This is a genomic window from Saccharopolyspora sp. NPDC049426 (assembly GCF_040676935.1).
Taxonomy (GTDB): Bacteria; Actinomycetota; Actinomycetes; order Mycobacteriales; family Pseudonocardiaceae; genus Saccharopolyspora.
This window is the reverse complement of sequence record NZ_JBFAPZ010000002.1, coordinates 407,569-432,964: the sequence shown is the minus strand read 5'-3', so window position 1 is coordinate 432,964 and position 25,396 is coordinate 407,569. Positions and strand designations below refer to the sequence as shown.

Sequence of the window (25,396 nt, the reverse complement as noted above, 5' to 3'; positions counted from 1 at the left end):
CCGCCGAGCAACGCACCTCCCAACATCTCCCACTAGTGGTACTGGTGCGCCACCGCGTGGCCCTTGCCCCGGCTGATCAGAACCCGGTTGACCGGGACGGTGAGGACGAAGGCGATGGCCAGGGCCGCGGCCAGCGAGAGCCAGAACAGCCAGCTCGTCAGGCCCGCGTCCATGGCACCCGGGATGAGCACCATGAACAGGTTGTCGACGATCTCCATGACGGTGATCGACAGGGTGTCGGCGGCGAAGGCGACGCCGATGGCCGCGCCGAGGCCGACGCCCGCGCGCAGCACGGGAACGATCGTCATGCTGTAGCCGAACAGGAACGCCAGTGCGATCGCGAGGACGATCGTGGCCAGGTTCCCCCAGCCCAGCGCGGTTCCGATGACCATGCCGAGGACTTCGCCGATGGCGCAGCCGGTCAGGCAGTGCGCCGTGGCGCTGATCGCTGATCGGGTCAGCGCGCGGCCGTCCTGCTGCTCGGCGGCGGCGTGGTGGTGCTCGTGGTCCATGATGCCCTCCCCGCAACGGTCCACCTTCATCCTGAAGGCGAACATACCCCTAGGGGGTAGGGGTGTCAACGGTCGGCATCGAGGCCCGGACGAGGCATCTGACCTGCGATTTCCGAACCGGAAAAAATCTGTTGCCGAGGGAACGGGACGCGGCATAGCCTGCGGGCACACAGGAAAGGAGGTGGTCCGACGTTGAATACCAACAGGACTTGTGAGGTGGCTGTCCGCTAGGACCGCCCACGGCACAACAGCCGACCCGACGTGCGCGAATCCCCAATCCTGTGGATCCCGACGCGGGAGAGCGGTCGGCGAATACCAGGCAGCTACCCGGCCCCGGAGCCCCGAACTGCGTCCGGTTCGGCCTTCTCAACGAGGAGGAAACGGCTCCGGGGCTGCTGCGTGCTCAGGACCTCAGCGCTGCGCCGATCCCTTGGCCGCGCGCAGGTGGCCGACTGCGGCGGCCTCCAGGTGCACCAGGTCGCAGGAGATGCTGGCGAAGGTGTAGCCCTGGGCGAGTCGCGGCCCGGCCCCCTCGCCGTCGGACACGTGGAACCCGGCGGCGATGCCCGCCTCCGCCGCCGCGCTCTGGATCTTCTCGACCGCGGCCTCGAACTCCTCGGCCACGTCGGGATCTCCCGGGTGGGCGCCACCGACGGCCAGGCACAGGTCGGCCGGGCCGACGTAGACGCCGTCGAGCCCGGCGGTCGCGCAGATCTCGCGAACGTTGGCCAAGCCCTGCGCGGTCTCGATCATCGCGATCACCACGGTCGACTCGTCCGCTTCGATCGGCCGGGGACCGACCCGCAGGCCCGACCGCATCGGACCGTAGGAGCGGCGCCCGCGCGGCGGGTAGCGGGTGGCCTCGACCGCTGCGGCCGCGTCCTCGGGCGTGTCGACCAGCGGGACGATGACTCCAGCAGCTCCCGCGTCCAGGGCGTGGCCGATTCCGCTGGGCTCGTTCGCCGCGACGCGGACCAGGCCTTTCGCCCCACCGGCGGCATCGATGGCCAGCAACGCGTTGATCATCCCGGAATGGCCGATGAGCCCGTGCTGGACGTCCACGACCAGGTAGTCGTAGCCCACCCGCGCGATCCGCTCGGTGGCCGCCGGGGCGTCCAGCGCGATCCAGTACCCGACGAGCTCCTCACGAGCGCGCAGTTCGCGCGCGAATTCGGCTGCGGACACAGCGGTTCCTCCTGGCGGTGGTGATCACGGGCGAGACGCGGCATCGCGCTCGCTCCCCGTTCCTACCGATCCGCACACCGCTTTCCAAACGCGCGCGCGGCAGCGCACTCCGGCGGGACACGTTCGAAGGCCGGGATCATGGGCGGTTCTGGTCCGAATTGACCCGGCAGAACGGACATGATCACGAGGCAGTTCGGACCGAAACCGCCCGCCACAGCGTCAGCTCACGAGCGGGCGGATCACAGCCCGAAGAGGGAGACGACCGAGACGAGCGCCAAGCCCGCTACAGCGAGTGCACCGGAGGTGATCGCGAGCCGCTGCGCCACGACCTTCCGGCCTGCCATCACCGCGGCGGTGCCGACCAGCAGAGCGAGCGGGATCAGCACCGCGCACAGCAGGTCAAGAGGCGCCATCGCCCGATCCCTCCCCGTAACAGCGTCGTTAACTCGGTCGGCGGCCACCAAACTAACGATCAGGAGAGCCACCGTCCACACCTCACGGTGGGTGACTTCGGGCACTCGGCGTGAAAACGCCGGTCCGGCCGCGCCGAAGATCGGGGCGGCCGGACCGGTGCGGGACGGGTCAGCTGGGCGTCGGCAGCGACCGGCTGATGATCTCCTTCATGATCTCGGTGGTGCCCGCGTAGATCTGCTGCACGCGCATGTCGGTGAACACCCGGGCCACCGGGTACTCCTCCATGTAGCCGTAGCCGCCGAACAGCTGCAGGCACTGGTCGGCGACCTTCATCGCGCGCTCCGAGCACCAGTACTTGACCATCGCCGCGGTCGGGATGTCGAGCTCGCCCTTGATGTGGAGCTCGATGCACTCGTCCAGGAACGACCGCGCCACGCGGGCCTCGGTGGCGATCTCGGCAAGCTCGAACTTGGTGTTCTGGAACTTGAAGATCGGGCGCCCGAAGGCTTCGCGGGAGTGGACGTACTGCAGGGTCTCCTCCAGCACGAACTCCATCGCGGCCACGCAGGCGACGGCGACGATCAACCGCTCCTGGGGCAGCTGCGTCATCAGCTGGATGAAGCCGTCGCCCTCCTTCTCGCCGAGCAGGTTCGAGGCGGGCACGCGGCAGTCGTCGAAGAACAGCTCGCAGGTGTCCTGCCCCTTCATGCCGATCTTGTCCAGCACCCGGCCGCGCTTGAAGCCGGGGGTGTCGGTCGGCACGATGACCAGCGAGATCCCGGACGCGGCCTCGTCCGGGTCGGTCTTGGCGGCCACCAGCACGACGTCGGCCTGGTAGCCGTTGGTGATGAAGGTCTTGGCCCCGTTGACCACGTACTCGTCGCCGTCGCGGATCGCCTTGGTGGCGATGCCCTGCAGGTCCGAACCCGTGCCCGGCTCGGTCATCGCGATGGCGGCCACGGACTCGCCGCTGGCCAGCTTCGGCAGCCATTCCCGCTTCTGCGCCTCGGTGCCGTAGGCGAGCAGGTAGTGGGCGACGATGCCGCTGTGCAGGGACGCGCCCCAGGAGCTGTCGCCGACGCGGCCCTGCTCCTCGATCAGCACGGCCTCGTGCGCGAAGGTCCCGCCGCTGCCGCCGTACTCCTCCGGGACGGACAGGCACAGCAGTCCGATCTCGCCGGCCTTGGTCCACAGCTCGCGGTCGACCTGCTTGTTGGCGATGAACCGCTCGACGTTCGGCTTGATCTCCTTCTCGGCGAAGGTGCGGGCGAGACCGCGCAGGTCGTCGAGCTCCTCGGTCATCCAGGGAGAGCGGCGAGAGGGCACAGCGGATCCTTCCGTTGCGGAACGACGGAGTACTGGATACAGGTTGTAGCACGGCGCGGGAGCTGGGTACAAGCTGTATCAGCAGGTACGGTGTCGGCCGTGGTGAATGTGGCGCGCTGGGTCGACTCCACGGTCCGGCGCAGGACGGTGAAGCAAGCCCTCGACAGCGATTCGCGGCGCGCGCAGATCGTCTCGGCCGCCGCCGAGGCGATCGACGAGATCGGACCGCAGGCCGGGATGGCGCAGATCGCCGACCGCGCCGGACTGCCCCGGCCCAACGTCTACCGGCACTTCGCGAGCAAGGATCAGCTCGACGCCGAGGTCACCCGCTTCGCCGCCACCGAGCTCATCCGCCGCGTCCGGCCCCACCTCACCCGCGCCGGAACGCCGTTCGAGGTGATCCGCGGGGTCGTCGCGGCCAGCATCGCCTGGGCCTCCGAGCACCCGAACCTCTACCGGTTCATCGCCGCCCAGCAGCAGACCAAGGCGCTGCACCGCGCGCGCATGGGTCGCACCCGCTTCCTCAACGAGATCGTGGAGGCGATGCGCGCCTACCTGGACGCCGCCGAACTGCCCGCGTCACCGCCGGACGGCGTCCTCGCCGGCCTGATGGGCATGGTCGACGCCAGCATCATCTGGTGGCTCGACCACCACGACGAGACCGAGGACCTGCTCGCCGACCGGGTCTCCCGCCAGATCGCCGTGGTCCTCATCGAACTCCTCGCCCAACTCGGCATCGACATCCCCGACGACCAGATCTTCCGCCCCAGCCCGTGATCACCACGCACTCATCTTTCCTCCGAAAGAACCCGGCCTAAGCCGCGGTTCCAAATTCCTCCCACTCCGGAAACAGCTGGACAAGACGTTCCTTCGTGCCATCCGCGAGCAGACCGTGGAGTTCCTCACCGAGTGGCTTCAACGAATGCTCCCGAACCTCTTGATGTGCCTCGGGCGCCGGACATGTGAAGAGCGCGAGAATCCTCAGACTCCGCACCGCCTCTTCCCGAGTGACCAGCGTCAAGAGCGGGAAACCGCCGACGGCGGTGCCTTTGAAAGCACCCCACACCCTGTCGACCACGAGGTCGATCACCTTGTCCGTGACCAGTTCCCGCTTGGACTGATTCGACGCCGTCGACACGGCCAGTCGAACTATCCCCTTTCCCCAGTCAGGGACCTTCTCGAGCAAATTCTGGCATTTCTCCACGAATCTGGACAAACCGACGAACAGATCGCACCAGACGTGACTTGCGAGATCGCGCGCGATCGCACGACGCGAGTCCGGAGTGTCCGCCAGGTTTAGGTAGATGTCTTCCCAGACCGCAGCGTTGGTCATCGACCGAGCGAGCGTTTCGATCTGGTCGATGAGCTCCAGCTCGAGCTGGCTCACACCAGACTTCCCACGCACCGGCGAGATCGGCTGCTTTCCACCGCTGCCCGCCAACACGGGATTCCGATCCGCTGAATCGCGCCCTGGGTTGTTCCCCAGCCAGCTGGCGACGTCGAGTCGCGCGAAGTCCGCCACCGCACCCCGGACATGGGCGTTGGAACGCGTGCTTCCGGGCTTGTGGTGGCGGTCCCAGACCTTCTGGATCTCGGCGAACTTTTCCTGCCGCTCTCGTTCGGTCGAATTTGCCAGGCCGACCCAGCTTTCCCAGCCATGCTGAGATCCGCCGCATCCCGAACAGTTGCACACGTGCCTCTTCGCTCGTGCGCAGCTCTGGTTGTGATTGGCCGCCCGGACTGATGCCATTCATCACTCCCGCGATACGACCCCCGTCACAACACTGCAACAGCCTTCGTCATCGACCAACCGCCACGTCGGTGAATCATCCAGTAACAAGTTCCGCTCAGCGCAGGCCGTAGACGCGTTCTGCGTTGTCGCGACCGATCATGCGCGCGATGCGGAGGACGTCCTCGGCGGTCCAGTCGCCGGACTCGACGTGGTGGCCGAGAATTCTGCTCATCCCCCTGCGCCACAGCACTGCTCCGAGGTGGTGCAGCTCCGGCAGGCCCCAGGCGTCGGAGGAGTAGAGGACCTTGGCGAACGGGGCGAGTTCCAGGGATTCGGCGATCACCGCCTCCGAACGCGCGCCGGTGTGGTTGATCGCCAGTCCGACGTCGAAGTGGACGTGCGGGAAGACCTGGGCGAGGTAGGCGGCGTTGCGGTGGAACGGGTAGCAGTGCAACAGCAGCAGGTCCACGCCGCGCGGCTCGACGTTCTTGATGAACCGGGTCAGCAGCAGCGGATCGCAGCGGTGCAGCTCCAGGTCGGGATCGCCGTAGGCGGTGTGCAGCTGGATCGGCAGTCCGCGTTCCACCCCCGCCCACAGCGCGAACCGCAGCAGCACGGGGTCGGAAACCCGGAACCCACCGTCCCGCAACCAGGGGCCGGCCGCCCGGACCACCTCGGCGTCGCCGGGCGGTTCCGGGTCGAAGTCGAAACCGTGCCGGTAGGCGATGATGCTCTTCAGCCCGACCGCGTCCGCCGAGCGGACCGCCAGCGCCTCCCGGAACCGCGACGGCAGCTCCGCCGCGGGCACCCCGGATCGGGCGACCTCCTCCAGCACCGATTCCAACCGCACGACCTCGTGCACCGGCTTGCCCGACGCCTCGGCCATCTCCGCCACCCCGAGACCGGCACCGAGGCCGGTCTCCAGCAGGAACCGGCCCACTCCGGACGCCGAGAGCAGTCGCCGGGTCACCTCGCCGGAGCCCAACGACTCCCGAGCGGTCAGGTACTCCTCGGGCGACGCGTGCGGCGGCAGTCCCAGCACCGGTGCGCACCACCGCCGCACCGCGAACCCGAGCGGCGAGTCGAACTGCGTCATCCACCCCGGCACGGCCCGGTCGGACTCGGTCAGCAACCCCTCGAACTCGCCCCGGTCGACCTCACCCGGCACCACCCCGTGCACGTGGTGATCCACCAACGCGATCCCCGCGATCTCCGCTTCCAAGGACTCCACGACGACCACCTCTCCGAGCAGGTGTGCATGTCGCGCGAAATGTACCCGCCTCAACCCGGAAGCGGCGCTCGGATCGAGCTCCCTCTCGTCCGGCGTGGACGTGAACATCGGGGTATTCTGGCTGTGCTGCAATGCGTTTCAGAGTCTAGTGTGGATGGTGCTGGGTGGATCGCTGCGTTGCTCAGGGGCGGATGAAGACTCGGTTCGACCGGTGGGATCGCGACCGGAGCGGAGGGCTGGACCGGGGTGACTTCGAGAGCGAGGCGCTGCGGATCGCCGAGGCGTTCGGGGTGGCGGCGGACGCTCCGGCGGCGATGCGGCTCCGCGCCGCGCTGCGCGGGCTCTTCGAGCTCTGCGCCGATCACGCCGGGGTGCCGCCCGGCGAGGCCATCAGCGAGGTGCAGTTCGTGAAGGTCTCCGAGGACCTGATCTTCGAGCAGGGCGAGGCCGCGTTCAACCGGGCGCTGCGTCCCGTCGTGGCGGGCGTGATCGGGGTGTGCGACCGGGACGGGGACGAGCGGGTCGACCGCGAGGAGTTCGTCCGGTGGCTGACCGCGCTCGGCCTCGACGACACCGCGGCCGAGGAGGCCTTCGAGCACATCGCCCCCGACGGCGCGGAAGCGCTGTGCCTGGACGAACTCCTCGCGGCGATCCGCGACTACCACTACGGCCGGCTGGAAGTCGAGCTCATCGCGGGCTGACCTGCTGCGAAGCTCTCGACGGCGAGCGCGGTGACGGTGCGCCTGCACACCTTGCCCGTCGGCGCGAGCGGCAGCTCGGGCAGTCGCAGCAGGTACTCCGGGAGCTTGCTCCGCTCCAGCCCCCGGTCGCGCTCCAGGAACTCGACGACCTGCTCCAGCGACAGCTCGTCGCTCCCGGCCGCCTGGCTGATGCAGGCGCACAGCCGCTCCCCCAGGTCGTCGTCCGGAACGGGCACGCACGCCACGTCCACCACGGCCGGATGCGCGACGATCTCCCGCTCGACCTCGGCCGGGCTGATGTTGAGGCCACCGCGCAGCACGACCTGCTCCAGCCGGCCGAGCACGTGCAGCCGGCCGAGCTCGTCCAGCAATCCCAGGTCGCCGCTGCGCACCCACCCGCCCCGGGTGCGGCGGCGCGCGTCGAGCTCGGGGGCGGCGACGTGGCACAGCGGCGTCATCGGTCCGCGCGCCCAGATCTCGCCGGGTTCGCCCGTCCCGGCGTCGCGGCCGAGCTCGTCGACGACGCGGATCTCGGCGACGGCCGGATCAGGCCGCCCAGCGCCCGTTCCGTTGCCGGTGCCGGTCAGCGCGGTGTGGCAGTTGACGCCGTCGGAGGAGCCGTAGACGGTGATGACGCGGGTGCCGAACCGGCGGGTGCAGGCGCGCGCGGTGACGTCCGACAGCGGCGCGGCGCTGGAGACCACCGCGTGCAGGCTCGACAGGTCCTCGCCCGCTTCACCGGGGTGTTCGGCCAACCTGCGCAACATCGTCGGCACCCCGAACAGGTGGGTGGGCCGGTGCCGGGTGATCGCGCGGAGCACGTCACCTTCGTCGAAGCCGCGCTGCAGGATGATGGTCGCTCCGAGCGCGGCGATGCCCACGTGCGTGACGAGCGAGCCGTAGGACGACGAGAGCTTCATCAGCACCAACGCGCGCATCGGATCAGCGCCGCAGCTGAGCTCCCGGACGTAGTTGGCGCGTCCGCCCGTCATGGCGTTGTGGGAGTAGGCGACCATCTTCGGCTCCGACTGGGAACCGGAGGTGACCAGGATGCGCACCGGCGCTTCGGGATCGAGTTCCGCCGGGTGCCAGTCGGCTCCGCTGTCGAGGTCGTCGAAGACGAACGAGCGCAGCGCGGGCAGCCCGGCCGCGACCTCGACGTCGGATGGATCGGCGACGACCACCGCTGCGGCGCGGGATCTGCGCAGCAGGCTGATCACGTCCTTGGTGCCGCGGCCATCGGGGCAGGGCAGGGTGACGGCGCCGATGGCGGCGACCGCGAGCTCGGCGACGACCACCCGCCAGCCGTTGGGCATCCGGATGCCGATGATGTCGCCCGCGCCGAAGCCTTCCGCGCTCAGCGCGGCGGCCACGCGCCGCACCTCGTCGTCGAGATCCCGGTAGTCGAGCACCACCTCGCCGTCGATGACGGCCTCGCGGTGCGGGTGCGCGCGCACCCGGTCGGTGAACAGGCCGTAGACCGCGCGGTCCGGGCACAGACCCTGCTCGACCCAGTTGCGGCGCAGTTCGGCGGGGACCAGGTCGCGGATCTCGATGCCGTTGCGGGACGTCCAGGTCATGCGAACTCCCAGGGAGGCTGTGGTGAGACGTGCGTCGTGTGGTGGAGGGCTCGTTTGAACCGCGGGTCGGCCGCGAGCTCCCGCAGGTCGGTGCACACCGGTGTGCCGTCGGGCAGCACCGGACGGTCGTCGCGCAGCACGAACCGGCTCTGACCCGTCGACGACCGGGGGATCACGCCCGCCGCCGAGTACAGGGAGCTGTCCACGCGGGCACCCAGCCCGGTGCGTTCCCGGCGTAGCAGGGCTCCGAGAACGCCTGCCGCGCAGACGAGCCCGCCCATGACGTCGGTGAGCGTCATCAGCGAAGGCGCGCCCTCCGGGTCGACCGCCGCCGCAAGCCCGCTGTGCGCCTGGACCAGGAAGTCGGTTCCCAGCGGCGGGTCCGGCCAGGGCAACGGCGACCAGCCCGACGCCCAGGCGAACACCAGGCCCGGCCTGACTCGGGCGAGCACGTCGGCATCGAGTCCGCCGCGCTCGGCGCGGCCCGGTGCCCAGTTGTGCGCGAACACGTCCGCACCGGCGACGAGTTCGCGCAGCGCTTCCCGCCCGGATGGGCTTTTCAGGTCGATCTCGATGGTGCGCTTGCCGTCGTTGAGCGCCCGGAAGCGGGCCGAGCAGTCTCCCGAGATCGGTGGGACGCCGCGCATCGGGTCACCGCCCGGTGGTTCGACGCGGATGACCTCGGCCCCGAGCATGCGCAGCACGTGCCCGGCCATCGGCCCCTGGATCCGGCGCGTCGACTCGACGACGACGATCCCCTCCAGCGGTTCCCCACAGGTCCAGGGGCGCGCTCGCGCGGTTCCGGGGAGGTCGCGGAGGGTGCAGGCGGGAACGGCGTTCGGCTGCTCGGGCTCGTCGCGGACCGGCAGCACGCTCACCCCCGCCTTCTCCCCGACGCGCAGCAGGTCCCGGAGCGGAAACCGGCGCGCGCACGCGAACAGCGATGCGGGCAGCGCGCAGGAGGCGGTGGCGAAGCGCTGCTGGAACGGCCACCAGCCCGCCGCGACGTCAGCGGCGTCCGCGCCGAGGTAGCTCCAGAAGCGTCGCCATCCTTCGGGCTCTAGCGATTCCACCTCGAACCGGAGGCCTTCGCGCGACCGGAACGGTGGGCGCGGGCCGGATTCCCACTGCTCCGCCCAGTCGTCGTCGGTGGTGGCGACGGCGAGGTGCTGGGCGACCGACAGCAGCGCCGCTTGGGCGACCGAGGTGCGCACCGACTCGATCCGCGCGCCGCGCACCCGCGCCAGCTCCGCCGCCAGCACCCCCTGCGCGGCGAGGACTCCGGCGACGGCGGAGGCGTAGTCGACGCCGAGCCGCCGCGGCCCTCCGGACGCGCGACCGTGGACGTGCATGATCCCGCAGGCCGCCTGCACCGCGGACTCGTCGCGCAGCAGCATCTCCACCGGCCCGGACCAGTCCACGTCGCACCAGACGGCGGGGGCTTCGCCGAGCTCGCGGAGCAACCCCGCCGCGACGCGCTCGGCGATCACGAGCGCTTCCTGCCCTGCACCGAGTGCAGCACGCTCGACGTGGCGCGGAATTCCGGGTCGGCCATCACCTCGCGCACCCGGGCGAGCTCCGCGTCGGTCATCCCGGCCGCCAGCAGCCCGTCCCGCAGCTGGTAGGTGTGGTTGAACTGCAGGGCCAGCTCGGGCGAACCGGCGTACCGCGAGGCGATGTGCGGACGCGGGTCGATGTCGACGAGCCCGGCGGCGCGCATCGCACCCGCGACCTTGCGACCCCACTCGGGATCACCGCCCTGGGAACGCATGTGGCTGGTCTTGGCGGCGAGGAACTTCTCGTACAGCGCCGCGTCCGCGGCCAGCAGCACCGGCTCGTAGGCGGTGTCCACCTCGTCGATCTGCAGCCAGCCACCGGGTTTCAGCGCGTCGACGAGCTTGCGCACCGACTCGTTCCGCTGCGGGACGTGCTGAAGCACCATGCGGGCGACGATCAGGTCGAATTGCGCGGTGGGCAGCGGGTCGTGGGCGATGTCGTGCTTCACGGCGGTCAGGTTCGGGTGCGAAGCGATGCTGTCGAGCTCGATGTCGGCGGCCAGCACGCTGCCGGTGGGAGCCACGCGCTGAGCCAGCCAGCGGGCGATGCTGCCTCGCCCGGCGCCGACGTCCAGGCAGTGCCAGCCGTCGGTGACCCCGGTGGAGGCCAGGCGCTCGGTGGTGATGGGGTCGTAGGAGGCCGCCAGGCACCGGTGCTGCTCGGCGCCGTGCGGGCCGTCGTTGGTGAAGACGTAGGTCTGGGTCATGTCCACCGCCCGGTTCCGTAGGTGTTCGCGCTGCCGGTGAGCCGGTTCAGCAATTCGAGCCTGCGCACCTTTCCGGTGCCGGTGCGCGGAACGTCATCCCAGGTCAGGACCACCGGTTCGGCCATCGCCGGCAGACCGTGGGTGGCGTGCCGCCAGGCGTGGCCGGACATCTCACCGTCAGCGGTGACCACGACCGGCAGCGGCGGCCGGTCCGCGCGGGACAGCAGCACGCACTCCAGCGCCCGCGGGAGTCGTTCTTCGAGGAGGCCCTCGGTGGCCACGCAGCTGGCCTCGGGCGCGCAGTCGATCTCGCGATCCACCAGGTGGACGCTGCCGTCCCGGCGGCGGACGCCGAGATCACCCGTGTTCCACCAGGTTCCGACCTTCTTGTCCTCGAAGCGCTCGGACTCGCCCAGGTAGTCCAGGCACAGCGCCCGGGTCCGGGCGAGCACCAGTCCGGGTTCACCGGGCCGGACGGGCTGGAAGGTACCGGGATCGACCACCTTCAAGCGGGTCTTCACCGGTACGGGCCGTCCCACCGGATGTGCTTGGAGGCGGCGCCGCCGCACCGAGCCGCGGTGGTGCAGCCGGAAGGTCAGCGGGCCGGTCTCGGTCTGCCCCCACCCGTCCATCCACAGTGGATTGTCGCGCTGGCTCGCCTTGAGGTAGGCGCGCAGCGTGGCCGGGTGAACGGCGTCGTAGGTGCTGATGAACAGGCGGACGCGTCCGAACGGGTTCGCCAGCCTCCTGGTCAGCGGTTTCAGCCGCACGAACGCCGAAGGCAGTCCCTCCAGCACCGTCGGCGGGTGCTGCCGCAGCAGCGGATCCACCTGGTCCGGATCCTGGGAGGTCAGGACGACGATCTCAGCGGGAGCGGTGCTCATGACCACGGCAGTCCAGCAGAACGTGCGGCCGTGCGCGTAGGCGCTGGCGGTGGCCACGACGTCGTCCCGGCGCAGGCCCACGACAGGCGTCGGGAGCGCTTCGAAGCGGGCGAGGTTGCCGATGATGGTCCGGGTGGAGTGCACGACGAGCTTGGGCACGCCGGTGGTGCCGGAGGTGTGGGTGATCACCAGCGGATCGTCGTCATCCCGCCGGTGCGGGTCCGGCGGTGCGCTGCCGCGCAGCTCGTCGAGGGCGACCGCTCCCGGCGCGGGCCCGGTGCTCACGGTCGTGCGGGCGAACGCCGCCAGGTCCACGCCCTCGGCGGTCGCGCGTTCGAGCACGCCCGGCGTGGTCACCAGGACGTCCGGTTCGAGGCGCTTGAGCAGCGCCGACGCGGTCTCGGCAGGCAGGTGCGCCGAGAGCTTCGCCGGGACCGCGCCGACGCGAACGGCGGCGCAGGCGAGCAGGTCGATGTCCCAGTGGTCGTCCTTGAGGATCGCCACCCGGCCACCCGGGCACGCCCCGGCCGCCGACCACCAGCCGGAGGCCGCGCGCACGAGTTCGGCGAGCGCGGGCACGTCGTAGGTCGTGCCGCCGCCGGGTGCGATGTCGAAAGCCCGGTCCAGGTGCACCCTGGTCGGATGCCCCCGGGCAGCGGCTCGGTCGAAGAGCACGCCCATGTCGTGCGGTCGCAACGCGAACTCCTTCCGTCAGGCCGGGATCGGCGAACCGAGCCTGCTGAGCGTGCGGGACGCGGCCAGCGCGCCCGTGCGGACGGCGCCCTCGCTGTAGGGGCGCAGCTCCACCCAGTCCCCGGCGTAGTCCACCGGCCCGAGCTCCCGCCCCCGGAAACCCGGCAGGGCGACGAGGGCCGCCGGAGTGCACTCGGGCAGCGCGCAGGTGTGGCGGTGCACGTGCGCCGCGCCGCCGACCGGCACGTAGCGCCGCGCAGCCGCGGTGACGCGGGAGGCCACCTCGTGGTCGGGCGCGGCGAGGAGTTCCGGGGTGGATTCGGCGTTGACGACCGCCGTCACCATCCCCTTGCCCGCCGGCACGCGGTCCGGGTGCTTGAGGTGGTCGAAGAGGATCCCCGCCAGCAGGTCTTCCTCGGCTCGCGGGGTGATCAGCAGGTAGGGCCAGCCGCGCAGCGCGACCGGGAAGTGGAGCGGGACGGCCACCTTGATCGCCGAGGTGAAGGTGCACGCGGTCAGGAATTCCGCTTCCGCCGCAGGCGGATTGGCGTGCAGCGCGGCGGCGACCGGAGCCGGCACGCACAGCAGCACCTGCCGCGCGGTGATCACGTCCTCACCCACCCGAAGCCGCGCGGAGGCACCGTCGGAGACGACCTCGCTCACCGGCTGCCCGGTGACCACGTCCAGCTCGGCGGCCATCCGACGGCAGGGCTGGTCCATGCCCTCCCGGTAGGTGCGCCAGGTCGAGGTGTCGCCGACCGCCCGCTGCATCCCGAGCAGCACCGCGGCCGAGGACCGCCGCGGATCCCAGAGGCAGAACGACGCGGCGGGCTGGAGCAGGTAGTCGTGCACGTCGGGGTGGTGGCGGGAGGCGAGCTCGGTCACCGTGGCATCGCCCAGGCTCGACCTCTCGGGGCGATCCAGGTCGATGCGCGTCGGCAGCCGCAGCACGTCCAGTCGTGCGCGCGGCGACAGCCCCGCTCCGGTGAGCAGGCCGCGGGCGGAACCGAATCCGAGGTGCGCCTTGCCGTTTCGCCACATCGCGATGGGATTGCCGATCGGGGGCACGTCGGCCGTGCGGAAGTCCAACCGGCGCAGCAGGTCCCAGGTCGCCGGGTATCCGCGCGGGGAGATCTGCTCGGCGCCGGTGTCGATCGCGTACCCGTCGACGCGGGCGGTGGCCATGCGCCCGCCGACCCGCTCGGCGGCTTCGTAGACCCGCACGTCCAGCCCGGTGCGGCGCAGCTCGCGGGCCGCGGTGAGGCCGGCGATGCCCGCTCCCACGACGGCCACGTCGACGTCGGGGCTCATCCGATCGCCACCAGGACGTTGGCCAGCACCAGCAGGGCCACGCACGTGCGGTGCGCGGTGAAGCCGAGCTTGCGGGCACGCATGATGTCCCCGACGACGAAGCCCAGGTGGTACTGCCGCGCTCGCAGCGCGGTGGCGGGCAGCACCAGCAGCGCGAACCACCACGGCGCGACTCCGGTCAGCGAAGCCAGCGCTACCAGCAGGAACTCGCCCACCGACAGCGCGCCGATGAACCGGGCGTTGCCCCGTTCGGTGGTCAGCGCGGCCACGGTCGGGCGGCCCACCGCGCGGTCGCCGTCGACGTCGTTGGTGTTGGAGTACACCCCGAACATCAGCGGCCCCATCCCGAACAGCACCGCCTGCACCAGCAGGAACCCGGAGAACTCGCCGGTGATCAGACCGTGCGGCGCCAGCACCAGGGTCATCCCCAGCACAACCAGGAACGCCTCCTGGAAACCGCGGTAGCTGAGCTTGAGCCCGTAGGAGTACTGCAACGCCGCGGCGAACACCACGACCAGCAGCACCAGGCTCCACATCGGACGGTGCGGGGCGGTCAGCACCGCCGCCGTCCAGAGGGCTGCTCCGAGCGCCGCCGCGCCCCAGGCGAAGCGGAGCGCCTGCGACTCGGTCAGCGTTCCGGCGACCAGCGGTTTGCGGAGCTTCTTGCGCAGCCGGTCGTCGGGTCCGTAGTTGACCAGGTCGCTGCCGTCGCGGTAGCCGGTGACGTCGTCGAACGCGACACCGGCGACGATCACCGCGACCTCGCCGAGCAGGAACAGCAGCAGCGTCACGGGTGCCGCGGGTGCCGCGGAGGCGACGATCAGGATGCCCAGGTAGTAGTCGTAGACGTCGAACTTGCCGAGCCGCAGGTAGTCGCGAACACCACCCGTCGCGCGGTTCTCAACGATCTCAGCGGACATGCGGGCCCTCGCTGAACTCGCGCACGGCGTCGGCGACGTGCTCGACCTCGTCGTCGGACAGGTGCGGGTAGACCGGCAGCGCGAGGATCCGCGCGCACGCGCGCCCGGCGCCCGGCCACGCCTCGCCCACCGGGGCGTGCGGCGCGAACGCGGGCTGCTCGGGCAGCGGACTCGGGTAGTACACGTGCGAGCCGATCCCGCGCGCCGCGAGGAACGCGCGCAGCTCGTCGCGCCGGTCGCTCTGCACGCAGTAGACGTAGTAGCACCGCCCGTCGCGACCGGGCGGCGGTGGGACGACGTCCGGCAGCGAGGTGAAGCACGCGGTGTAGTGGTCGGCGATGGCGGCGCGGCGGGCCAGGCGTTCGGTGAACCCGGCGTAGCGGTAGGTCTGGAACGCGGCCTGGATCTCGTCGAAGCGGCTGTTGGTGCCCACCACCTCGTGCACGAACCGGGCCCGCTGACCGTGGTTGCGCAGCATCCGCACCCGCGCGCCCAGCTCGGCGTCGCGGGTCACCACCGCGCCGCCCTCCCCCGGCATGCCGAAGGACTTGACCTGCACGAACGAGTAGACGCCCGCCTCGCCCCACAACCCGGCGGGGGTTCCCGCCATGACCGCGCCCTGCGCGACCGCGGAGTCCTCGACGAGCCGCACCCCGCGCGAGGCGGCGATCTCGGTCAACCGGGGCATGTCGGCCATGACCGAGAACATGTGCGCGGGCATGATCGCCTTGGTGCGGTGGGTGATCCGCGCGGCCACGTCCTCGGGGTCGACGACCGCGGTGCGCGGGTCGACGTCGGCGAACACCGGCTGCGCACCGGCCTCCAGAACAGCGGAGGCCAGCGGAGCGCACCCGAAGGCGGGCACCACGACCTCGTCACCGGGACCGATCTCCATCGCGCGCAGCACGAGGCCCAGCGCGCTGGTGCCGCTGCCGCAGGCGACGACGTCGGCCGCGCCGAGGTCGTCGCGCAGCATCTCCTCGAAGACCCGGGTGCGCTCGCCGAGGATGAACTTCTGCTCCGGCGCCACCCCGATCTCGCGGATGAGGTCGAGCATCACCTTGCGGTCCTGCTCGAACAGGTCGGGCGGGAAGAACGGGATCTCCATCAGGGCCTCCCGGTGTAGAACTCGCGGATCGTCGCGCACACCCGGTCGACCTGCTCGGGCTCCAGGTCGGCGTGCAGCGGGAGCGCGAGGGCTCGGGCGCTGGCGGCTTCGGCGCGCGGGAAGTCACCCGGGCGGTGGCCGTGCGCGGCGAAGCACGGCTGCAGGTGCAGCGGCGCCGGGTAGTAGACCTCGGTGCCGATGCCCCGCTCGGCGAGGTGCGCGGCCAGCGCGTCGCGGAGCTCGACCTCGATCAGCTGCACGTAGAACACCGGTGCGTCGCCGGGATCCGGCAGCCGCACGACTCCGTCGAGGCCGACTCGGTAGCGCTCGGCGAGTTCGGCGCGGCGGGCGATGTCCTCGTCGAGGTGCCGCAGCTTGGCCAGCAGGATCGCGGCCTGGATGTCGTCCATCTTGCTGTTGGTGCCCGCCATCGCGGTCTCGGTGGAGATCGCCGGGAAGTCGTTGAGGGTCCGGCCGGCTCGCCCGTGGTGGCGCAGCGCCGCGACGGTGTCGGCCAGGCGGTCGTCGTCGGTGAGCACCGCACCCGCGTCACCGAGCGCCCCGAGCGTCTTGGTGGGGAAGAACGACAGCACACCGCCCGCTCCGTGCAGGCCCGCGTGCACGCCGCCGTGGCGCATGCCGATGGCCTCGGCGCTGTCCTCGACCACCGTCAGCCCCAGGTCGCACGCGACCTCGTTGATCCCGTCGACGTCGGCCATCCGGCAGAACAGGTGCGCGGGCATCACGAAGCGGGTGCGGGGCGTGGCGACCCGGGCGATCTCGGCCGGGTCCAGCGCGTACGTGTCGGGGTCGATGTCGGCGAACACCGGTGTGCCGCCGGCGAGGACCACGGCGGTGGCGGTGGCGATGAAGGAGTAGGCGGGGACCACGACCTCGTCGCCGGAGCGGACGCCGAGGGCCCGCAGCAGCAGGACCAACGCGTCGGTTCCGCTGTTGACGCCGACCACCCGACGCGCGCCGGTATATTCCGCCAGCGCGGTTTCGAGTTCACCGACCTGCTCTCCGTGGGAGAACTTCCCGTTGTCGAACACGTCGCAGATGCGGGCGCTGATCTCCGGCCAGAGCCTTTCGAAGGCGCGCGCCTGGGAGAAGAACGGAACGGCTCCTCCCGCCACTCCCCCAACGAATTTCGTCCCGAGGGACACCGTCGACCAACCCCCTGTGCAGCGCTGCCGGACCTAGATCGAACCTAACGACTCCTGATCGCCGCCGACGGCTGGAAGAGCCATCTTCACTCCTTCCAGTGAGACACCGTTTCTCCGTCCGCAGAACGACTTCCGGCTCCCGCAGTGATCTGTACAGTCAGCCTGAGCCGGGATCCCCGGTGCTCCCACTCCCCTCATTGGTCCACAAAGGACGTCGTGCGATGTTGCAACCCTTCGTGATCGGGCTCGGCCGTGCCGGATCGGGTCTGCACCTGCGGGTGCTGGCGCAGGCCCGCGAGGTCGCCTCCGGGCTGTTCGCGCCGGGCCCCGTGGTGGCCTGCGACCCCGACACGAGACGACACCGGCCGGACGTCACCGCGACCGACTCGATCGCCACCGCGGCCGCGCTGCTCGACCCGAACCGCACCGTCGCCCACGTCTGCACGCCGCCGCAGGGGCGCGCGGCGGTCCTCGCCGAACTCGCCCAGCACGGATTCCGCCGCATCATCGTCGAGAAACCGCTGGCCACCGACCTGGACGAGCTGGCGGCGATCAGCGCGTTGCGCGACCGGCACGACCTGGACGTCGCGGTGGTCAGCCACTGGCTCGATTCCCGGATCACCGAGCACCTCACCGGGCTCGTCGGGCGCGGCAGGCTGCGGTCGATCACCTTCGACCAGGACAAACCCCGCTTCACCCGGTCCTGCGCGACCAGCGGCCACCCGACCGCGTTCGACGTGGAGCTGCCGCACTCGCTCGGCGTCGTGCTGCGGCTGGCCGGTGCGGCCGAGCTCGCCGAGGCCGAGTGCGCCGACATGCGCTTCGCCGACACCGTGCTGCCCAGGTTGGGCAGCGCACGGCTGGCGCTGACGCACGCGAGCGGCGTGCGCAGCGAGATCCGGTCCGACCTGACCGCGCCGATCCGCCGCCGCCGCATCACCCTCGAACTCGACGGCGGCCGGATCGTCGGCCACTACCCGATCGGGGCCGACGACGACCACGCGCAGCTCGACATCAACGGCCGCAGAGCGGTTTTCCGCGACGACGCGCTGACCCGCTGGATGGTCCGCACCTACCTCCACCACCTCCGGCCGGCGGGCGAGCACGGCACCTTCGGCCTGCACGCCGACATCATCCGCCTGCTCACCGCGGCCAAGGAGAGGACGCTCGCGCATGCACGCTGACCAGCTCGCCGGGATCGGGGACGAAGCCGCCGCCGCGCTGCCGGAGCAGATCGCCGCGATCACCGAGCTCGGCTGGCGCGGCATCGAGCTGCGCGCGGTCGACGGCCTCGCGCTGGCCGACCTGGACTCGTCGCGCTTCCTGCGGGTGCACCGGGCGGTCCGGGCCGCCGGGCTGCGCGTGGTGTGCCTGGATTCGCGCGTCGGCAACTGGTCACGTCCCATCACCGCGCCCCCGACGGCGGATCTGCGAGAACTCGACGTGCTGGCCGAGCGGTGCGCGAGCCTGGGCACCCGCTACATCAGGATCATGTCCTACCTCTCCGACGGTCTGGACGAACCGGAGTGGCAGGCGCGGGTGCTGGACCGGATCGCGCTGCTGGGCGACCGAGCGGCCCGCCACGGCGTGGTGCTGCTGCACGAGAACTGCTCGGGTTGGGCAGGTTCGGACCCCAAGCGGATGCTGCGGCTGGTGGACGCCGGCGGGCCGTGCCTGCGGCTGCTGTTCGACGTGGGCAACGGCGTCGATCACGGCTACGACGCCGTCGACGTGCTCCAGCGGATCCTGCCGCACGTCGAGCACGTGCACGTCAAGGACGCCGTCGGCTCTCCCGGCCACGCCGAGTACGTGCTCCCCGGTGACGGGAACGCGCGCGTGCGGGACTGCCTGCGGATGCTGCTCGACCACGGCTACACCGGCGCGTTCTCCCTCGAACCGCACCTGCTCACGCGGCCGCACGAGGGACTGGCCGCCTCCGATCCGGCTCCGTTCCTGCGGGCCGGGCGACGGCTGGAGGAGCTGCTGCAGGCCGCACCCACCGGCGCCGCCTGATGCCCTTCACCGAGGACGACTGCGCGCTGCTGCTGGAGCTGCTGGGCACGCCGACGGTCAGCCCGCTGGAGACGGCGGAGACCCCGCAGCTCTGGCAGGCCCAGCGCCGCTACGCCCGAGCCGCCGAGGAGATCGGGTTCCAGGTGCTGCACCACGGCCCGCCCGATCCGAGAGTGCTCGACCGCTCCGACGTGCCCGAGGTCGTTCGCCGCGCGGGACCGGGCTTCCTCGACGCGCAGCCGAGCCTGCTGCTGCGCCTCGGACCCGACCTGCCGCGATCCGCGACGGTCATGTTCAACGTGCACCTGGACACCGTCGCGGGTCTCGAACCCGCCGGTCTGCACGCGGGACGGTTCACCGGACGTGGCGCGATCGACGCGAAAGGCCCTTCGGTGGCCGTGCTCTCAGGAGTCCGGGAGGCTCTGGCCACCGAACCCGCGCTGGGACGGGACGTTTCCGTGCTGCTGCAGGTGGTCTCGGGCGAGGAGGGCGGCGCGATGGGCACCTTCGGCACCCGCCCGCTCGTCGAGCGGGGACACGTCGGCAGGCTCAACATCTGCTGCGAACCCACCGGCCTGCGCTACCTGCCGCGGTCCACGGCGTCGATGACCGCGCGGGTGCAGGTCGACGGCCACGGCTCGATCGACGACCGGCCCGACGCCGGCCACAACGCGACCGTGCTGCTCGGGTTCCTCGCCCAGCACCTGGCCGACAGGCTCGATCCGGCCGACCGCCCCGGGAGGTTGTGCGTCGCCGGACTGCGCACCGGCGACCTGCACAACCGCGTCTACGGCTCCGGGGAACTGCTGCTCAACCTCTCCTACGCCACCACGGCCGAAGGATCCGACGCCGAGGTCGCGCTGCACCGCGAAGTCGACGACGGCCTCGACCGGTTCCGCCAGCTGTTCGCCGGGAGCCGGGAGTTCGCCCGCACCGCGCGGGACGCGGCGGCGATCACCCGCGTCGACTGGCTCAAGCGCGGCCTGCCCTGCTTGGACAACAGCGACCCGTGGGCCGAGGACCTCCTCGCCCGCTCCGGCGCGCAGCGATGGCCGGACGACGAACCGGGATTCACCTGCGACGCGATCTGGCTGCACGACCTGCCCGGCAGCTACACCGCCGTGCTCGGGCCCGGTCGCCTGGACACCAACAACGCCCACGCCGAAGGCGAGTACGCCGACCGCGCCGAGCTGGAGGAGTTCGCGGCCGTCGTCTCGGCCGTGCTCACCGGATTCGCCCGGCAACGCACCGGAGAGGAACACCACGATGAACCCGCAGCCTGACGTCGTGCAGGTCCCGCACGAACGACTCCACCGCCTGGTCACCGAGCAGTTCCGCGCGCGCGGCGTGCCCGACGACCGCGCCCGGCTGGCGGCCTCGGCGCTGTGCCACGGCGACCTGTGCGGCTTCGACTCGCACGGCGTGTTCAACCTGCCCCGCCTGTACCTGCCGCTGTTCGACGCCGGCCGCGTCGACCCGCGCGCCGAACCGGTCACCAGGACGGATCTGGGCGCCTGCGCGACGATCGACGCCGGACGCGCGCTGGGCCTGTGGGCGGCGTCGGAGGCGATGGACGACGCGATCGAACGCGCCCGGCAGCACGGGATCGGCCTGGTATCCGTGCACGGCGCCACCCACTTCGGCTGCGCCGGTTTCCACGCGGCGCGCGCCGCCGAGCAGGGCCTGATCGGTGTCGTCGCGAGCAACTGCGGCGGTCAGCGCATCGCCCGTCCACCCCGGGGTGCGGTGCGGCTGCTGGGCACCAATCCTCTCGCGGTGGCCGCGCCCGCGTTGCCGGATCACCCGTTCCTTCTGGACATGAGCACGACCGTGGTCCCCACCGGCAAGGTTCGGGTCGCCGCCGGTGACGGTGCGGCGATCCCGGGCGGATGGTTGGCCGACGACACCGGGCGCCCGGTCACCGATCCGAGCGCCTTCGACGACGGCACCGCCCACCTGCGCTGGCTCGGCGGGGAGCCCGACACCGGCGCCTACAAGGGTTTCGGGCTCGGGCTGGTCGTCGAACTCCTCGCCGCCCTGCTCTCCGGTTCCGCCCTCGGCCCCACCCGGGAGGCGCTGCTCGGCAACGCCGGGCGCGACGACGACATCGGCTACTTCGTGCTGGCCATCGACGGCGAGCGGCTGCGCCCGGGCTTCACCGAGTCCGCGCGGGCGATGTTCGGCGCGGTGCACGACTGCCCGCCCACCGGCGAGGTGCACTACCCGGGCTGGTGGGAAGCGGAGCGGGCGATGGGACGGCGGCGGGAGGGCGTGCCGGTCCGGCGGGGCCTGCTCGCGCACCTGCTCGAACTGGACGAAGCGGTGGTCGGCTGATGCGCCGCGTCGCGGTCGTCGGACTCGGCGCCATCTCCGCGTACTACCTCGCCGCCATCGAGGCCTCGCCGGAGTGGCGGCTGAGCGCGGTGTGCGACGTGCGCCCCGAGAAGCTGCGCGGGTTCCCGCCGGACGTCCGCGTTTTCCAGGATCACCGGGAGCTGTTCGGACGCGTCGAGCTCGACGGTGTCATCGTGTGCGCCCCCAACGACGTTCACGCCGAGGTGTGCCGGGACGCGCTGCGGCACGGTGTCGCGGTGTGCGTGGAGAAACCCCTCGCGGTCGCCTTGGCCGACGCCCGCGAGCTGGTGGATCTGTCCACGCGGCTGGGAGTTCCGCTGCTGACCTCCTTCCACCGCCGCTACAACGACAACGTGCTCCGGTTGCGCTCCGAGGTGGCCGCGCGCGGCCCGGTGTCGGCGATGCGGGTGCGCTACCTGGAGCGCATCGAGGAGCACATCGGCGGCGACACCTGGTACCTCGACCCGGCGCGCTGCGGAGGCGGGTGCGTGGCCGACAACGGGCCCAACGCCTTCGACCTCGTCCGGCTGTTCCTCGGTGACGTCGACCTCGCGCACGCCGTGATCAAGGAGGAGCGCGGAACCGACCGGCAGGCCGTGGTCGAGCTGGAATCGGCCTCCGGGGTCCCGGCCGTCGTCGAGCTGGACTGGTCGCACCCGGGAGAGACGAAGGACGTGGAAGTGCTGCTGGCGGACGGAACTCGACTGCGCGCCGACATGCTGGCCGGGCATCCGGGGTTCAAGGACTCGCTGTGGCACGAGTACCGCGGAGTGCTCGACGCGTTCGCCTCCACGACCGGCGCCGATCCCGGCGGGCCGGCCGCGCTGGAACTCGTGCACGCGGTCTACCGAGAGCAGGAGGCGCGGTGAACCCCGAGGAGGACGGTCCGAAGAGGACGTTGACGGCACGACTCGTCAAGGTCTTGGTGCATCACCGCCACGAGCGCGGCATGTCGCTCGAACCGCACGCGAGCCGCTGCGTCCGGGCCGGTGACGTGCACGAACTCGTCACCACAGATGACGTCGAGACGGCGTCGGGTTCGCGCATCGACCGGGTGGCGTTCGTCGGCTTCGCCGAGTTCGACCGCGGCGGCGTGATCGACCGCGGCGATCGGCTCCGCATCGGGGACCGCTTCGTGGGCACCGTGCTCGGCTTCGACGCCTGCCACTTCCCGAACCACTACAACATCCTCATCCACGCCGAAACCCCGCTCAGCGGAAGCGATCTGGACCTGCGACCGGAGACGGAGCTGTCCTTTTCCCAGCATCCGGAAGTTCAGGAAGCGGCGACAGCCGCGGCTTCAGGTGCGGGACTCAGCTCGCACCGCCGCGGGTTCTGAGGCGGTCCTCCTGCGAGGATGCACCGACGTGGTGCATTGGTCATACACGAGTCGGTGCACCCGGAGCAGGAGGGCCGCAGCGCTTTCCCCTTTCGGCGGTTTCCGGCACCCGCACCGACGAGCCAAAAAGAGCACGATCAAAGAGAATGCACGTTCTCGCCGGCGAGTTTGCCTCGGGTGTCCAGGAGCAGGCACCGCGAGGCGACCAACCGCACCGGGTCGTAGCAGGAGTGGTCCTGCAGCACGATCGCGACATCCGCCTCCCGAAGCCCGTCGTCGAGGTGGTCCACGCGGTTCAACGGCCGGCCCACGACCTCGAATCCGGGCACGTGCGGATCGTGGTAGACGACCTCGGCACCGGCGCGCAGCAGTCCGGCGGCGACCGGAACCGCCGGTGTCTCCCGGATGTCGGCGATGTCGGGCTTGTAGCTCACCCCCAGCAGCAGCACCTTGGCACCGTCGACGTGAGTTCCGCTGTCGCGCAACAGCCGTTGAGCCCGGCACACCACGTGCTCGGACATCCGCTCGTTCACCTCGCGGGCGGCGACCAGGGTCCGGAAGGCGAATCCGGCGCCTTCGGCCGCGCTCTGCAGGTAGACCGGATCGACCGGGATGCAGTGGCCGCCGACACCGGGTCCTGGCTGGAACGGGGCGTAGCCGAAGGGTTTGGTGCCCGCGCAGTGCAGCACGTCCCACACGTCGATCCCGATCCGGTCGCAGAACAGCGCCACCTCGTTCACCAGCGCGATGTTGACGTAGCGGTAGGTGTTCTCCAGCAGCTTTGCCATCTCCGCCTCGCGCGTCCCGCGTGAGACCACGAGGGTGTCGATGAAGCGGCCGTAGAACGCCACGCCGTACTTGGCGCACAGCGGCGTCACGCCCGCCACCACCTTCGGTGTGTTGCGCACGCCGAACTGCGGGTTGCCGGGATCGATGCGCTCCGGCGAGTAGGCCAGGTGGAAGTCCTCGCCCGCGCGAAGTCCACTGCCGCTCTCCAGGATCGGGCGCACGACGTCCTCGGTCGTCCCCGGGTAGGAGGTGGATTCCAGCACGACCAAGGTGTTCGGTCGCAGGTTCTCCCCCACCGAGCGCGCGGCCGCGCGGACCGAGCTCAGGTCGGGGGCGCCACCGGTGAGACCGGTGGGCACGCACAGCACGACGGTGTCGGCGTCGGCGATCACCGACGGATCGGTCTTGGCCCCGAACCCCGTGGCCACCATCTCGGCGACCACGGAGTCCAGGACGTCGGCCACGTGCGAGCGGCCCGCGTTCAGCCCGGCCACGACCTCGCCGGAGATGTCGAAACCGGCGGTGCGCATGCCGGTTTCGTGCGCGCGGACCAGCAGCGGGAGCCCGACGTAGCCCAGCCCGACCACGACCAGGTCGAGTCGTGGATCGGTCATGCCTTGAAGCTGCCGAACGCCGGGAGCTCGTGGGCGCCGTGCCCGGGATCCAGCGGAACTCCCAGTCCTGAGCAGTCGGGCGCGGGGTACAGCGTGATCGCGTCGTCGGTGTCGTTGATGACCACGTGCGTGCCCAGAGGCAGCCTGTGGCATCCCGCGGGGCTCTGGAACTTCTCGACGGGCACGACGGCGTCGGCGATGAACACCAACACCTGGTCCGACGGAGCCTGCGCGACGGCCGTGCCCGCGATTCCCGTCGCCACCACACCGGACGCGAGGAGCACAGCGGCGAAACGCGCAATTCTCATGGCATATTCCCTTTCCGTTCTTTCCAGTCGCGGCGCCTCCGCGACCGGGCAGGAGAAGACCGGGACGCGATCTGCGGAATTCCCGGAGAACAACGGGGCGGACTGTAGCAACGGCTGAAAAACCGCGCAGCGAGAAGACATCCGCATTCGCGAGACCGCACCCATAGTGCGCTCGATCGTGCGACATGGCCTGCCGCCGGGACGGAACCGTGCTCCCATTCTGAACCGAAGGGCGAAAGATGTCCTTCATCCTCTTGTGAACGAAGGAGTTCAATCCGCATGTTTTCCAAACTCGGTACGAAGTCTGGCATTTTCAGCGCGGCTGCCGTTCTCGCCGCCGCCCCGCTGCTCGCGGGTGCCTTGACGGCGCAGGCCGAACCCTCCCCCGAGCCTGCCGCCAAGACACTGCTGACGTGCGACCTGAGCGGAACGGCCGCGTTCGCCCCGGCGCTGTCCGGGAGCCCGCTCGGTGCGAACACCCAGATGAAGGTCGACGGCAAGGCGGCCAACTGCAAGCCGACCGGCCGTGCCGCCGAGGGCGTCGTGGGCGCGACGTTCACCGGCGACCTCGCGGGCAGGATGTCCTGCACTTCCCTGCCGCGCGATGTCGGCGGTGACGTCGACATCACCTGGAAGTACGAGGACGGCAGCACGAAGACGAGCAAGGCCAACTTCAACCTCAACATGGAGGGCGACCTCAGCAACCCGGGTCAGCCGATCACCGGTGCGTTCACCGGCAAGACGGTCAACGGGGAGTTCACCGACGCCCAGCACAAGGGCACCGGCCAGTTCGACATGGCCTCCGCGGCGGGCGGCTGCCTCGGCGGCGGACTGTCGTCGCTCGACTTCGGCGGCAAGTACGAGCTGAGCCAGTGATCCCACCGCGCTGGTAGGACCCCACGAGTCGATGGGCGGATCCGGGAGGCTCCGCCCATCTTCTTGTCACAGAATC

25 protein-coding genes are annotated in these 25,396 nt (G+C 70.8%); 9 read left to right on the top strand and 16 right to left on the bottom strand.

The annotated features are described in order from the left end of the window. Positions 1–32 precede the first annotated feature (32 nt). From AB0J78_RS05220 to AB0J78_RS05205, 4 genes are all read right to left on the bottom strand, one after another. Entirely contained in the window at positions 33–512 is a 480-nt protein-coding gene (locus AB0J78_RS05220; protein ID WP_363787176.1) for a DUF4396 domain-containing protein, read from the bottom strand. Positions 513–923: 411 nt separating this feature from the next. Then, a complete protein-coding gene (locus AB0J78_RS05215) occupies positions 924–1,697 on the bottom strand; it encodes an aldolase/citrate lyase family protein (RefSeq protein ID WP_363787174.1) in 774 nt (257 codons plus the stop codon). A 239-nt stretch (positions 1,698–1,936) separates the two neighbouring features. Next, entirely contained in the window at positions 1,937–2,110 is a 174-nt protein-coding gene (locus AB0J78_RS05210) for a hypothetical protein (protein WP_363787172.1), read from the bottom strand. Between the two features lie 169 nt (positions 2,111–2,279). Continuing rightward, positions 2,280–3,413 (bottom strand): acyl-CoA dehydrogenase family protein, encoded by a 1,134-nt coding sequence (locus tag AB0J78_RS05205; protein ID WP_363787544.1) that lies wholly within the window; start codon positions 3,411–3,413, stop codon positions 2,280–2,282. 123 nt (positions 3,414–3,536) lie between these two features. Here AB0J78_RS05205 and AB0J78_RS05200 point away from each other — a divergent pair, with 123 nt between their 5' ends. Then, positions 3,537–4,214: a TetR/AcrR family transcriptional regulator gene (locus AB0J78_RS05200; RefSeq protein ID WP_363787171.1), complete on the top strand. Its 678-nt coding sequence runs from the start codon at positions 3,537–3,539 to the stop codon at positions 4,212–4,214. Between the two features lie 37 nt (positions 4,215–4,251). Here the strand turns inward: AB0J78_RS05200 and AB0J78_RS05195 are convergent, their stop codons facing one another. Together AB0J78_RS05195 and AB0J78_RS05190 are read right to left on the bottom strand one after the other, a co-directional pair. Further along, a complete protein-coding gene (locus AB0J78_RS05195; RefSeq protein ID WP_363787169.1) occupies positions 4,252–5,187 on the bottom strand; it encodes a hypothetical protein in 936 nt (311 codons plus the stop codon). 97 nt (positions 5,188–5,284) lie between these two features. Continuing rightward, positions 5,285–6,400 (bottom strand): amidohydrolase family protein, encoded by a 1,116-nt coding sequence (locus tag AB0J78_RS05190; RefSeq protein WP_363787167.1) that lies wholly within the window; start codon positions 6,398–6,400, stop codon positions 5,285–5,287. A 191-nt stretch (positions 6,401–6,591) separates the two neighbouring features. On the opposite strand from AB0J78_RS05190, the gene AB0J78_RS05185 reads away from it, so the two are divergent. Next, positions 6,592–7,101 carry an EF-hand domain-containing protein gene (locus AB0J78_RS05185; RefSeq protein WP_363787165.1) on the top strand — a complete coding sequence of 170 codons (510 nt, stop codon included), beginning with the start codon at positions 6,592–6,594 and terminating at the stop codon, positions 7,099–7,101. Here the strand turns inward: AB0J78_RS05185 and AB0J78_RS05180 are convergent. Genes AB0J78_RS05180 through AB0J78_RS05145 form a run of 8 tightly spaced genes read right to left on the bottom strand, consistent with a single transcriptional unit; the run spans position 7,065 to position 16,996 of the window. Further along, a complete protein-coding gene (locus tag AB0J78_RS05180; protein ID WP_363787163.1) occupies positions 7,065–8,681 on the bottom strand; it encodes a class I adenylate-forming enzyme family protein in 1,617 nt (538 codons plus the stop codon). The two genes, AB0J78_RS05185 and AB0J78_RS05180, sit on opposite strands and share 37 nt — an antisense overlap. Next, positions 8,678–10,171: a CoA transferase gene (locus AB0J78_RS05175; RefSeq protein ID WP_363787161.1), complete on the bottom strand. Its 1,494-nt coding sequence runs from the start codon at positions 10,169–10,171 to the stop codon at positions 8,678–8,680. Before AB0J78_RS05175 ends, AB0J78_RS05180 begins: the two co-directional genes overlap by 4 nt. After that, positions 10,168–10,944, bottom strand: coding sequence for a methyltransferase domain-containing protein (locus AB0J78_RS05170; protein WP_363787543.1), 777 nt, complete (start codon positions 10,942–10,944; stop codon positions 10,168–10,170). Before AB0J78_RS05170 ends, AB0J78_RS05175 begins: the two co-directional genes overlap by 4 nt. Beyond that, positions 10,941–12,524 (bottom strand): AMP-binding protein, encoded by a 1,584-nt coding sequence (locus tag AB0J78_RS05165; RefSeq protein ID WP_363787159.1) that lies wholly within the window; start codon positions 12,522–12,524, stop codon positions 10,941–10,943. The genes AB0J78_RS05170 and AB0J78_RS05165 overlap by 4 nt, the downstream gene beginning before the upstream one ends. A gap of 15 nt (positions 12,525–12,539) precedes the next feature. Further along, positions 12,540–13,832, bottom strand: a complete 1,293-nt coding sequence (locus AB0J78_RS05160) for an NAD(P)/FAD-dependent oxidoreductase (protein ID WP_363787157.1) — start codon at positions 13,830–13,832, stop codon at positions 12,540–12,542. Further along, positions 13,829–14,752, bottom strand: coding sequence for a UbiA family prenyltransferase (locus AB0J78_RS05155; protein ID WP_363787155.1), 924 nt, complete (start codon positions 14,750–14,752; stop codon positions 13,829–13,831). The genes AB0J78_RS05160 and AB0J78_RS05155 overlap by 4 nt, the downstream gene beginning before the upstream one ends. Beyond that, the gene (locus tag AB0J78_RS05150; RefSeq protein WP_363787153.1) at positions 14,742–15,860 is read right to left on the bottom strand and encodes a DegT/DnrJ/EryC1/StrS family aminotransferase; all 1,119 of its coding nucleotides are present in this window, start codon (positions 15,858–15,860) and stop codon (positions 14,742–14,744) included. The genes AB0J78_RS05155 and AB0J78_RS05150 overlap by 11 nt, the downstream gene beginning before the upstream one ends. Further along, positions 15,860–16,996: a DegT/DnrJ/EryC1/StrS family aminotransferase gene (locus tag AB0J78_RS05145; protein WP_363787150.1), complete on the bottom strand. Its 1,137-nt coding sequence runs from the start codon at positions 16,994–16,996 to the stop codon at positions 15,860–15,862. Before AB0J78_RS05145 ends, AB0J78_RS05150 begins: the two co-directional genes overlap by 1 nt. 251 nt (positions 16,997–17,247) lie before the next feature. On the opposite strand from AB0J78_RS05145, the gene AB0J78_RS05140 reads away from it, so the two are divergent. From AB0J78_RS05140 to AB0J78_RS05115, 6 genes are read left to right on the top strand one after another with little or no spacing between them, the layout of a single operon-like run. Further along, the gene (locus AB0J78_RS05140; protein ID WP_363787148.1) at positions 17,248–18,210 is read left to right on the top strand and encodes a Gfo/Idh/MocA family oxidoreductase; all 963 of its coding nucleotides are present in this window, start codon (positions 17,248–17,250) and stop codon (positions 18,208–18,210) included. Beyond that, positions 18,200–19,039, top strand: coding sequence for a sugar phosphate isomerase/epimerase family protein (locus tag AB0J78_RS05135; RefSeq protein ID WP_363787146.1), 840 nt, complete (start codon positions 18,200–18,202; stop codon positions 19,037–19,039). Before AB0J78_RS05140 ends, AB0J78_RS05135 begins: the two co-directional genes overlap by 11 nt. Continuing rightward, complete coding sequence (locus AB0J78_RS05130; protein WP_363787144.1) at positions 19,039–20,322, top strand: M20/M25/M40 family metallo-hydrolase; 1,284 nt, start codon at positions 19,039–19,041, stop codon at positions 20,320–20,322. Before AB0J78_RS05135 ends, AB0J78_RS05130 begins: the two co-directional genes overlap by 1 nt. Next, positions 20,306–21,373, top strand: coding sequence for an Ldh family oxidoreductase (locus tag AB0J78_RS05125; protein WP_363787143.1), 1,068 nt, complete (start codon positions 20,306–20,308; stop codon positions 21,371–21,373). The genes AB0J78_RS05130 and AB0J78_RS05125 overlap by 17 nt, the downstream gene beginning before the upstream one ends. Further along, positions 21,373–22,263 carry a Gfo/Idh/MocA family oxidoreductase gene (locus AB0J78_RS05120; protein WP_363787141.1) on the top strand — a complete coding sequence of 297 codons (891 nt, stop codon included), beginning with the start codon at positions 21,373–21,375 and terminating at the stop codon, positions 22,261–22,263. The genes AB0J78_RS05125 and AB0J78_RS05120 overlap by 1 nt, the downstream gene beginning before the upstream one ends. Continuing rightward, the gene (locus AB0J78_RS05115) at positions 22,260–22,733 is read left to right on the top strand and encodes a hypothetical protein (protein WP_363787139.1); all 474 of its coding nucleotides are present in this window, start codon (positions 22,260–22,262) and stop codon (positions 22,731–22,733) included. The genes AB0J78_RS05120 and AB0J78_RS05115 overlap by 4 nt, the downstream gene beginning before the upstream one ends. 137 nt (positions 22,734–22,870) lie before the next feature. Here AB0J78_RS05115 and AB0J78_RS05110 read toward each other — a convergent pair whose 3' ends face one another. Together AB0J78_RS05110 and AB0J78_RS05105 are read right to left on the bottom strand one after the other, a co-directional pair. Further along, the gene (locus tag AB0J78_RS05110) at positions 22,871–24,136 is read right to left on the bottom strand and encodes a nucleotide sugar dehydrogenase (RefSeq protein WP_363787137.1); all 1,266 of its coding nucleotides are present in this window, start codon (positions 24,134–24,136) and stop codon (positions 22,871–22,873) included. Beyond that, complete coding sequence (locus tag AB0J78_RS05105) at positions 24,133–24,444, bottom strand: hypothetical protein (RefSeq protein WP_363787135.1); 312 nt, start codon at positions 24,442–24,444, stop codon at positions 24,133–24,135. Before AB0J78_RS05105 ends, AB0J78_RS05110 begins: the two co-directional genes overlap by 4 nt. A gap of 279 nt (positions 24,445–24,723) precedes the next feature. Between AB0J78_RS05105 and AB0J78_RS05100 the strand changes: the two genes are divergently transcribed. Continuing rightward, complete coding sequence (locus tag AB0J78_RS05100) at positions 24,724–25,320, top strand: hypothetical protein (RefSeq protein ID WP_363787133.1); 597 nt, start codon at positions 24,724–24,726, stop codon at positions 25,318–25,320. Positions 25,321–25,396 lie beyond the last annotated feature (76 nt).

Bases quoted from the DNA above. Each gene is read 5' to 3' on its own strand.
- AB0J78_RS05220 (WP_363787176.1), bottom strand. From the start codon at position 512: ATGGACCACGAGCACCACCACGCCGCCGCCGAGCAGCAGGACGGCCGC.
- AB0J78_RS05210 (WP_363787172.1), bottom strand. From the start codon at position 2,110: ATGGCGCCTCTTGACCTGCTGTGCGCGGTGCTGATCCCGCTCGCTCTG.
- AB0J78_RS05205 (WP_363787544.1), bottom strand. From the start codon at position 3,413: ATGACCGAGGAGCTCGACGACCTGCGCGGTCTCGCCCGCACCTTCGCC.
- AB0J78_RS05195 (WP_363787169.1), bottom strand. From the start codon at position 5,187: ATGGCATCAGTCCGGGCGGCCAATCACAACCAGAGCTGCGCACGAGCG.
- AB0J78_RS05185 (WP_363787165.1), top strand. From the start codon at position 6,592: ATGAAGACTCGGTTCGACCGGTGGGATCGCGACCGGAGCGGAGGGCTG.
- AB0J78_RS05180 (WP_363787163.1), bottom strand. From the start codon at position 8,681: ATGACCTGGACGTCCCGCAACGGCATCGAGATCCGCGACCTGGTCCCC.
- AB0J78_RS05170 (WP_363787543.1), bottom strand. From the start codon at position 10,944: ATGACCCAGACCTACGTCTTCACCAACGACGGCCCGCACGGCGCCGAG.
- AB0J78_RS05160 (WP_363787157.1), bottom strand. From the start codon at position 13,832: ATGAGCCCCGACGTCGACGTGGCCGTCGTGGGAGCGGGCATCGCCGGC.
- AB0J78_RS05155 (WP_363787155.1), bottom strand. From the start codon at position 14,752: ATGTCCGCTGAGATCGTTGAGAACCGCGCGACGGGTGGTGTTCGCGAC.
- AB0J78_RS05150 (WP_363787153.1), bottom strand. From the start codon at position 15,860: ATGGAGATCCCGTTCTTCCCGCCCGACCTGTTCGAGCAGGACCGCAAG.
- AB0J78_RS05140 (WP_363787148.1), top strand. From the start codon at position 17,248: ATGTTGCAACCCTTCGTGATCGGGCTCGGCCGTGCCGGATCGGGTCTG.
- AB0J78_RS05135 (WP_363787146.1), top strand. From the start codon at position 18,200: ATGCACGCTGACCAGCTCGCCGGGATCGGGGACGAAGCCGCCGCCGCG.
- AB0J78_RS05130 (WP_363787144.1), top strand. From the start codon at position 19,039: ATGCCCTTCACCGAGGACGACTGCGCGCTGCTGCTGGAGCTGCTGGGC.
- AB0J78_RS05125 (WP_363787143.1), top strand. From the start codon at position 20,306: ATGAACCCGCAGCCTGACGTCGTGCAGGTCCCGCACGAACGACTCCAC.
- AB0J78_RS05120 (WP_363787141.1), top strand. From the start codon at position 21,373: ATGCGCCGCGTCGCGGTCGTCGGACTCGGCGCCATCTCCGCGTACTAC.
- AB0J78_RS05110 (WP_363787137.1), bottom strand. From the start codon at position 24,136: ATGACCGATCCACGACTCGACCTGGTCGTGGTCGGGCTGGGCTACGTC.
- AB0J78_RS05105 (WP_363787135.1), bottom strand. From the start codon at position 24,444: ATGAGAATTGCGCGTTTCGCCGCTGTGCTCCTCGCGTCCGGTGTGGTG.
- AB0J78_RS05100 (WP_363787133.1), top strand. From the start codon at position 24,724: ATGTTTTCCAAACTCGGTACGAAGTCTGGCATTTTCAGCGCGGCTGCC.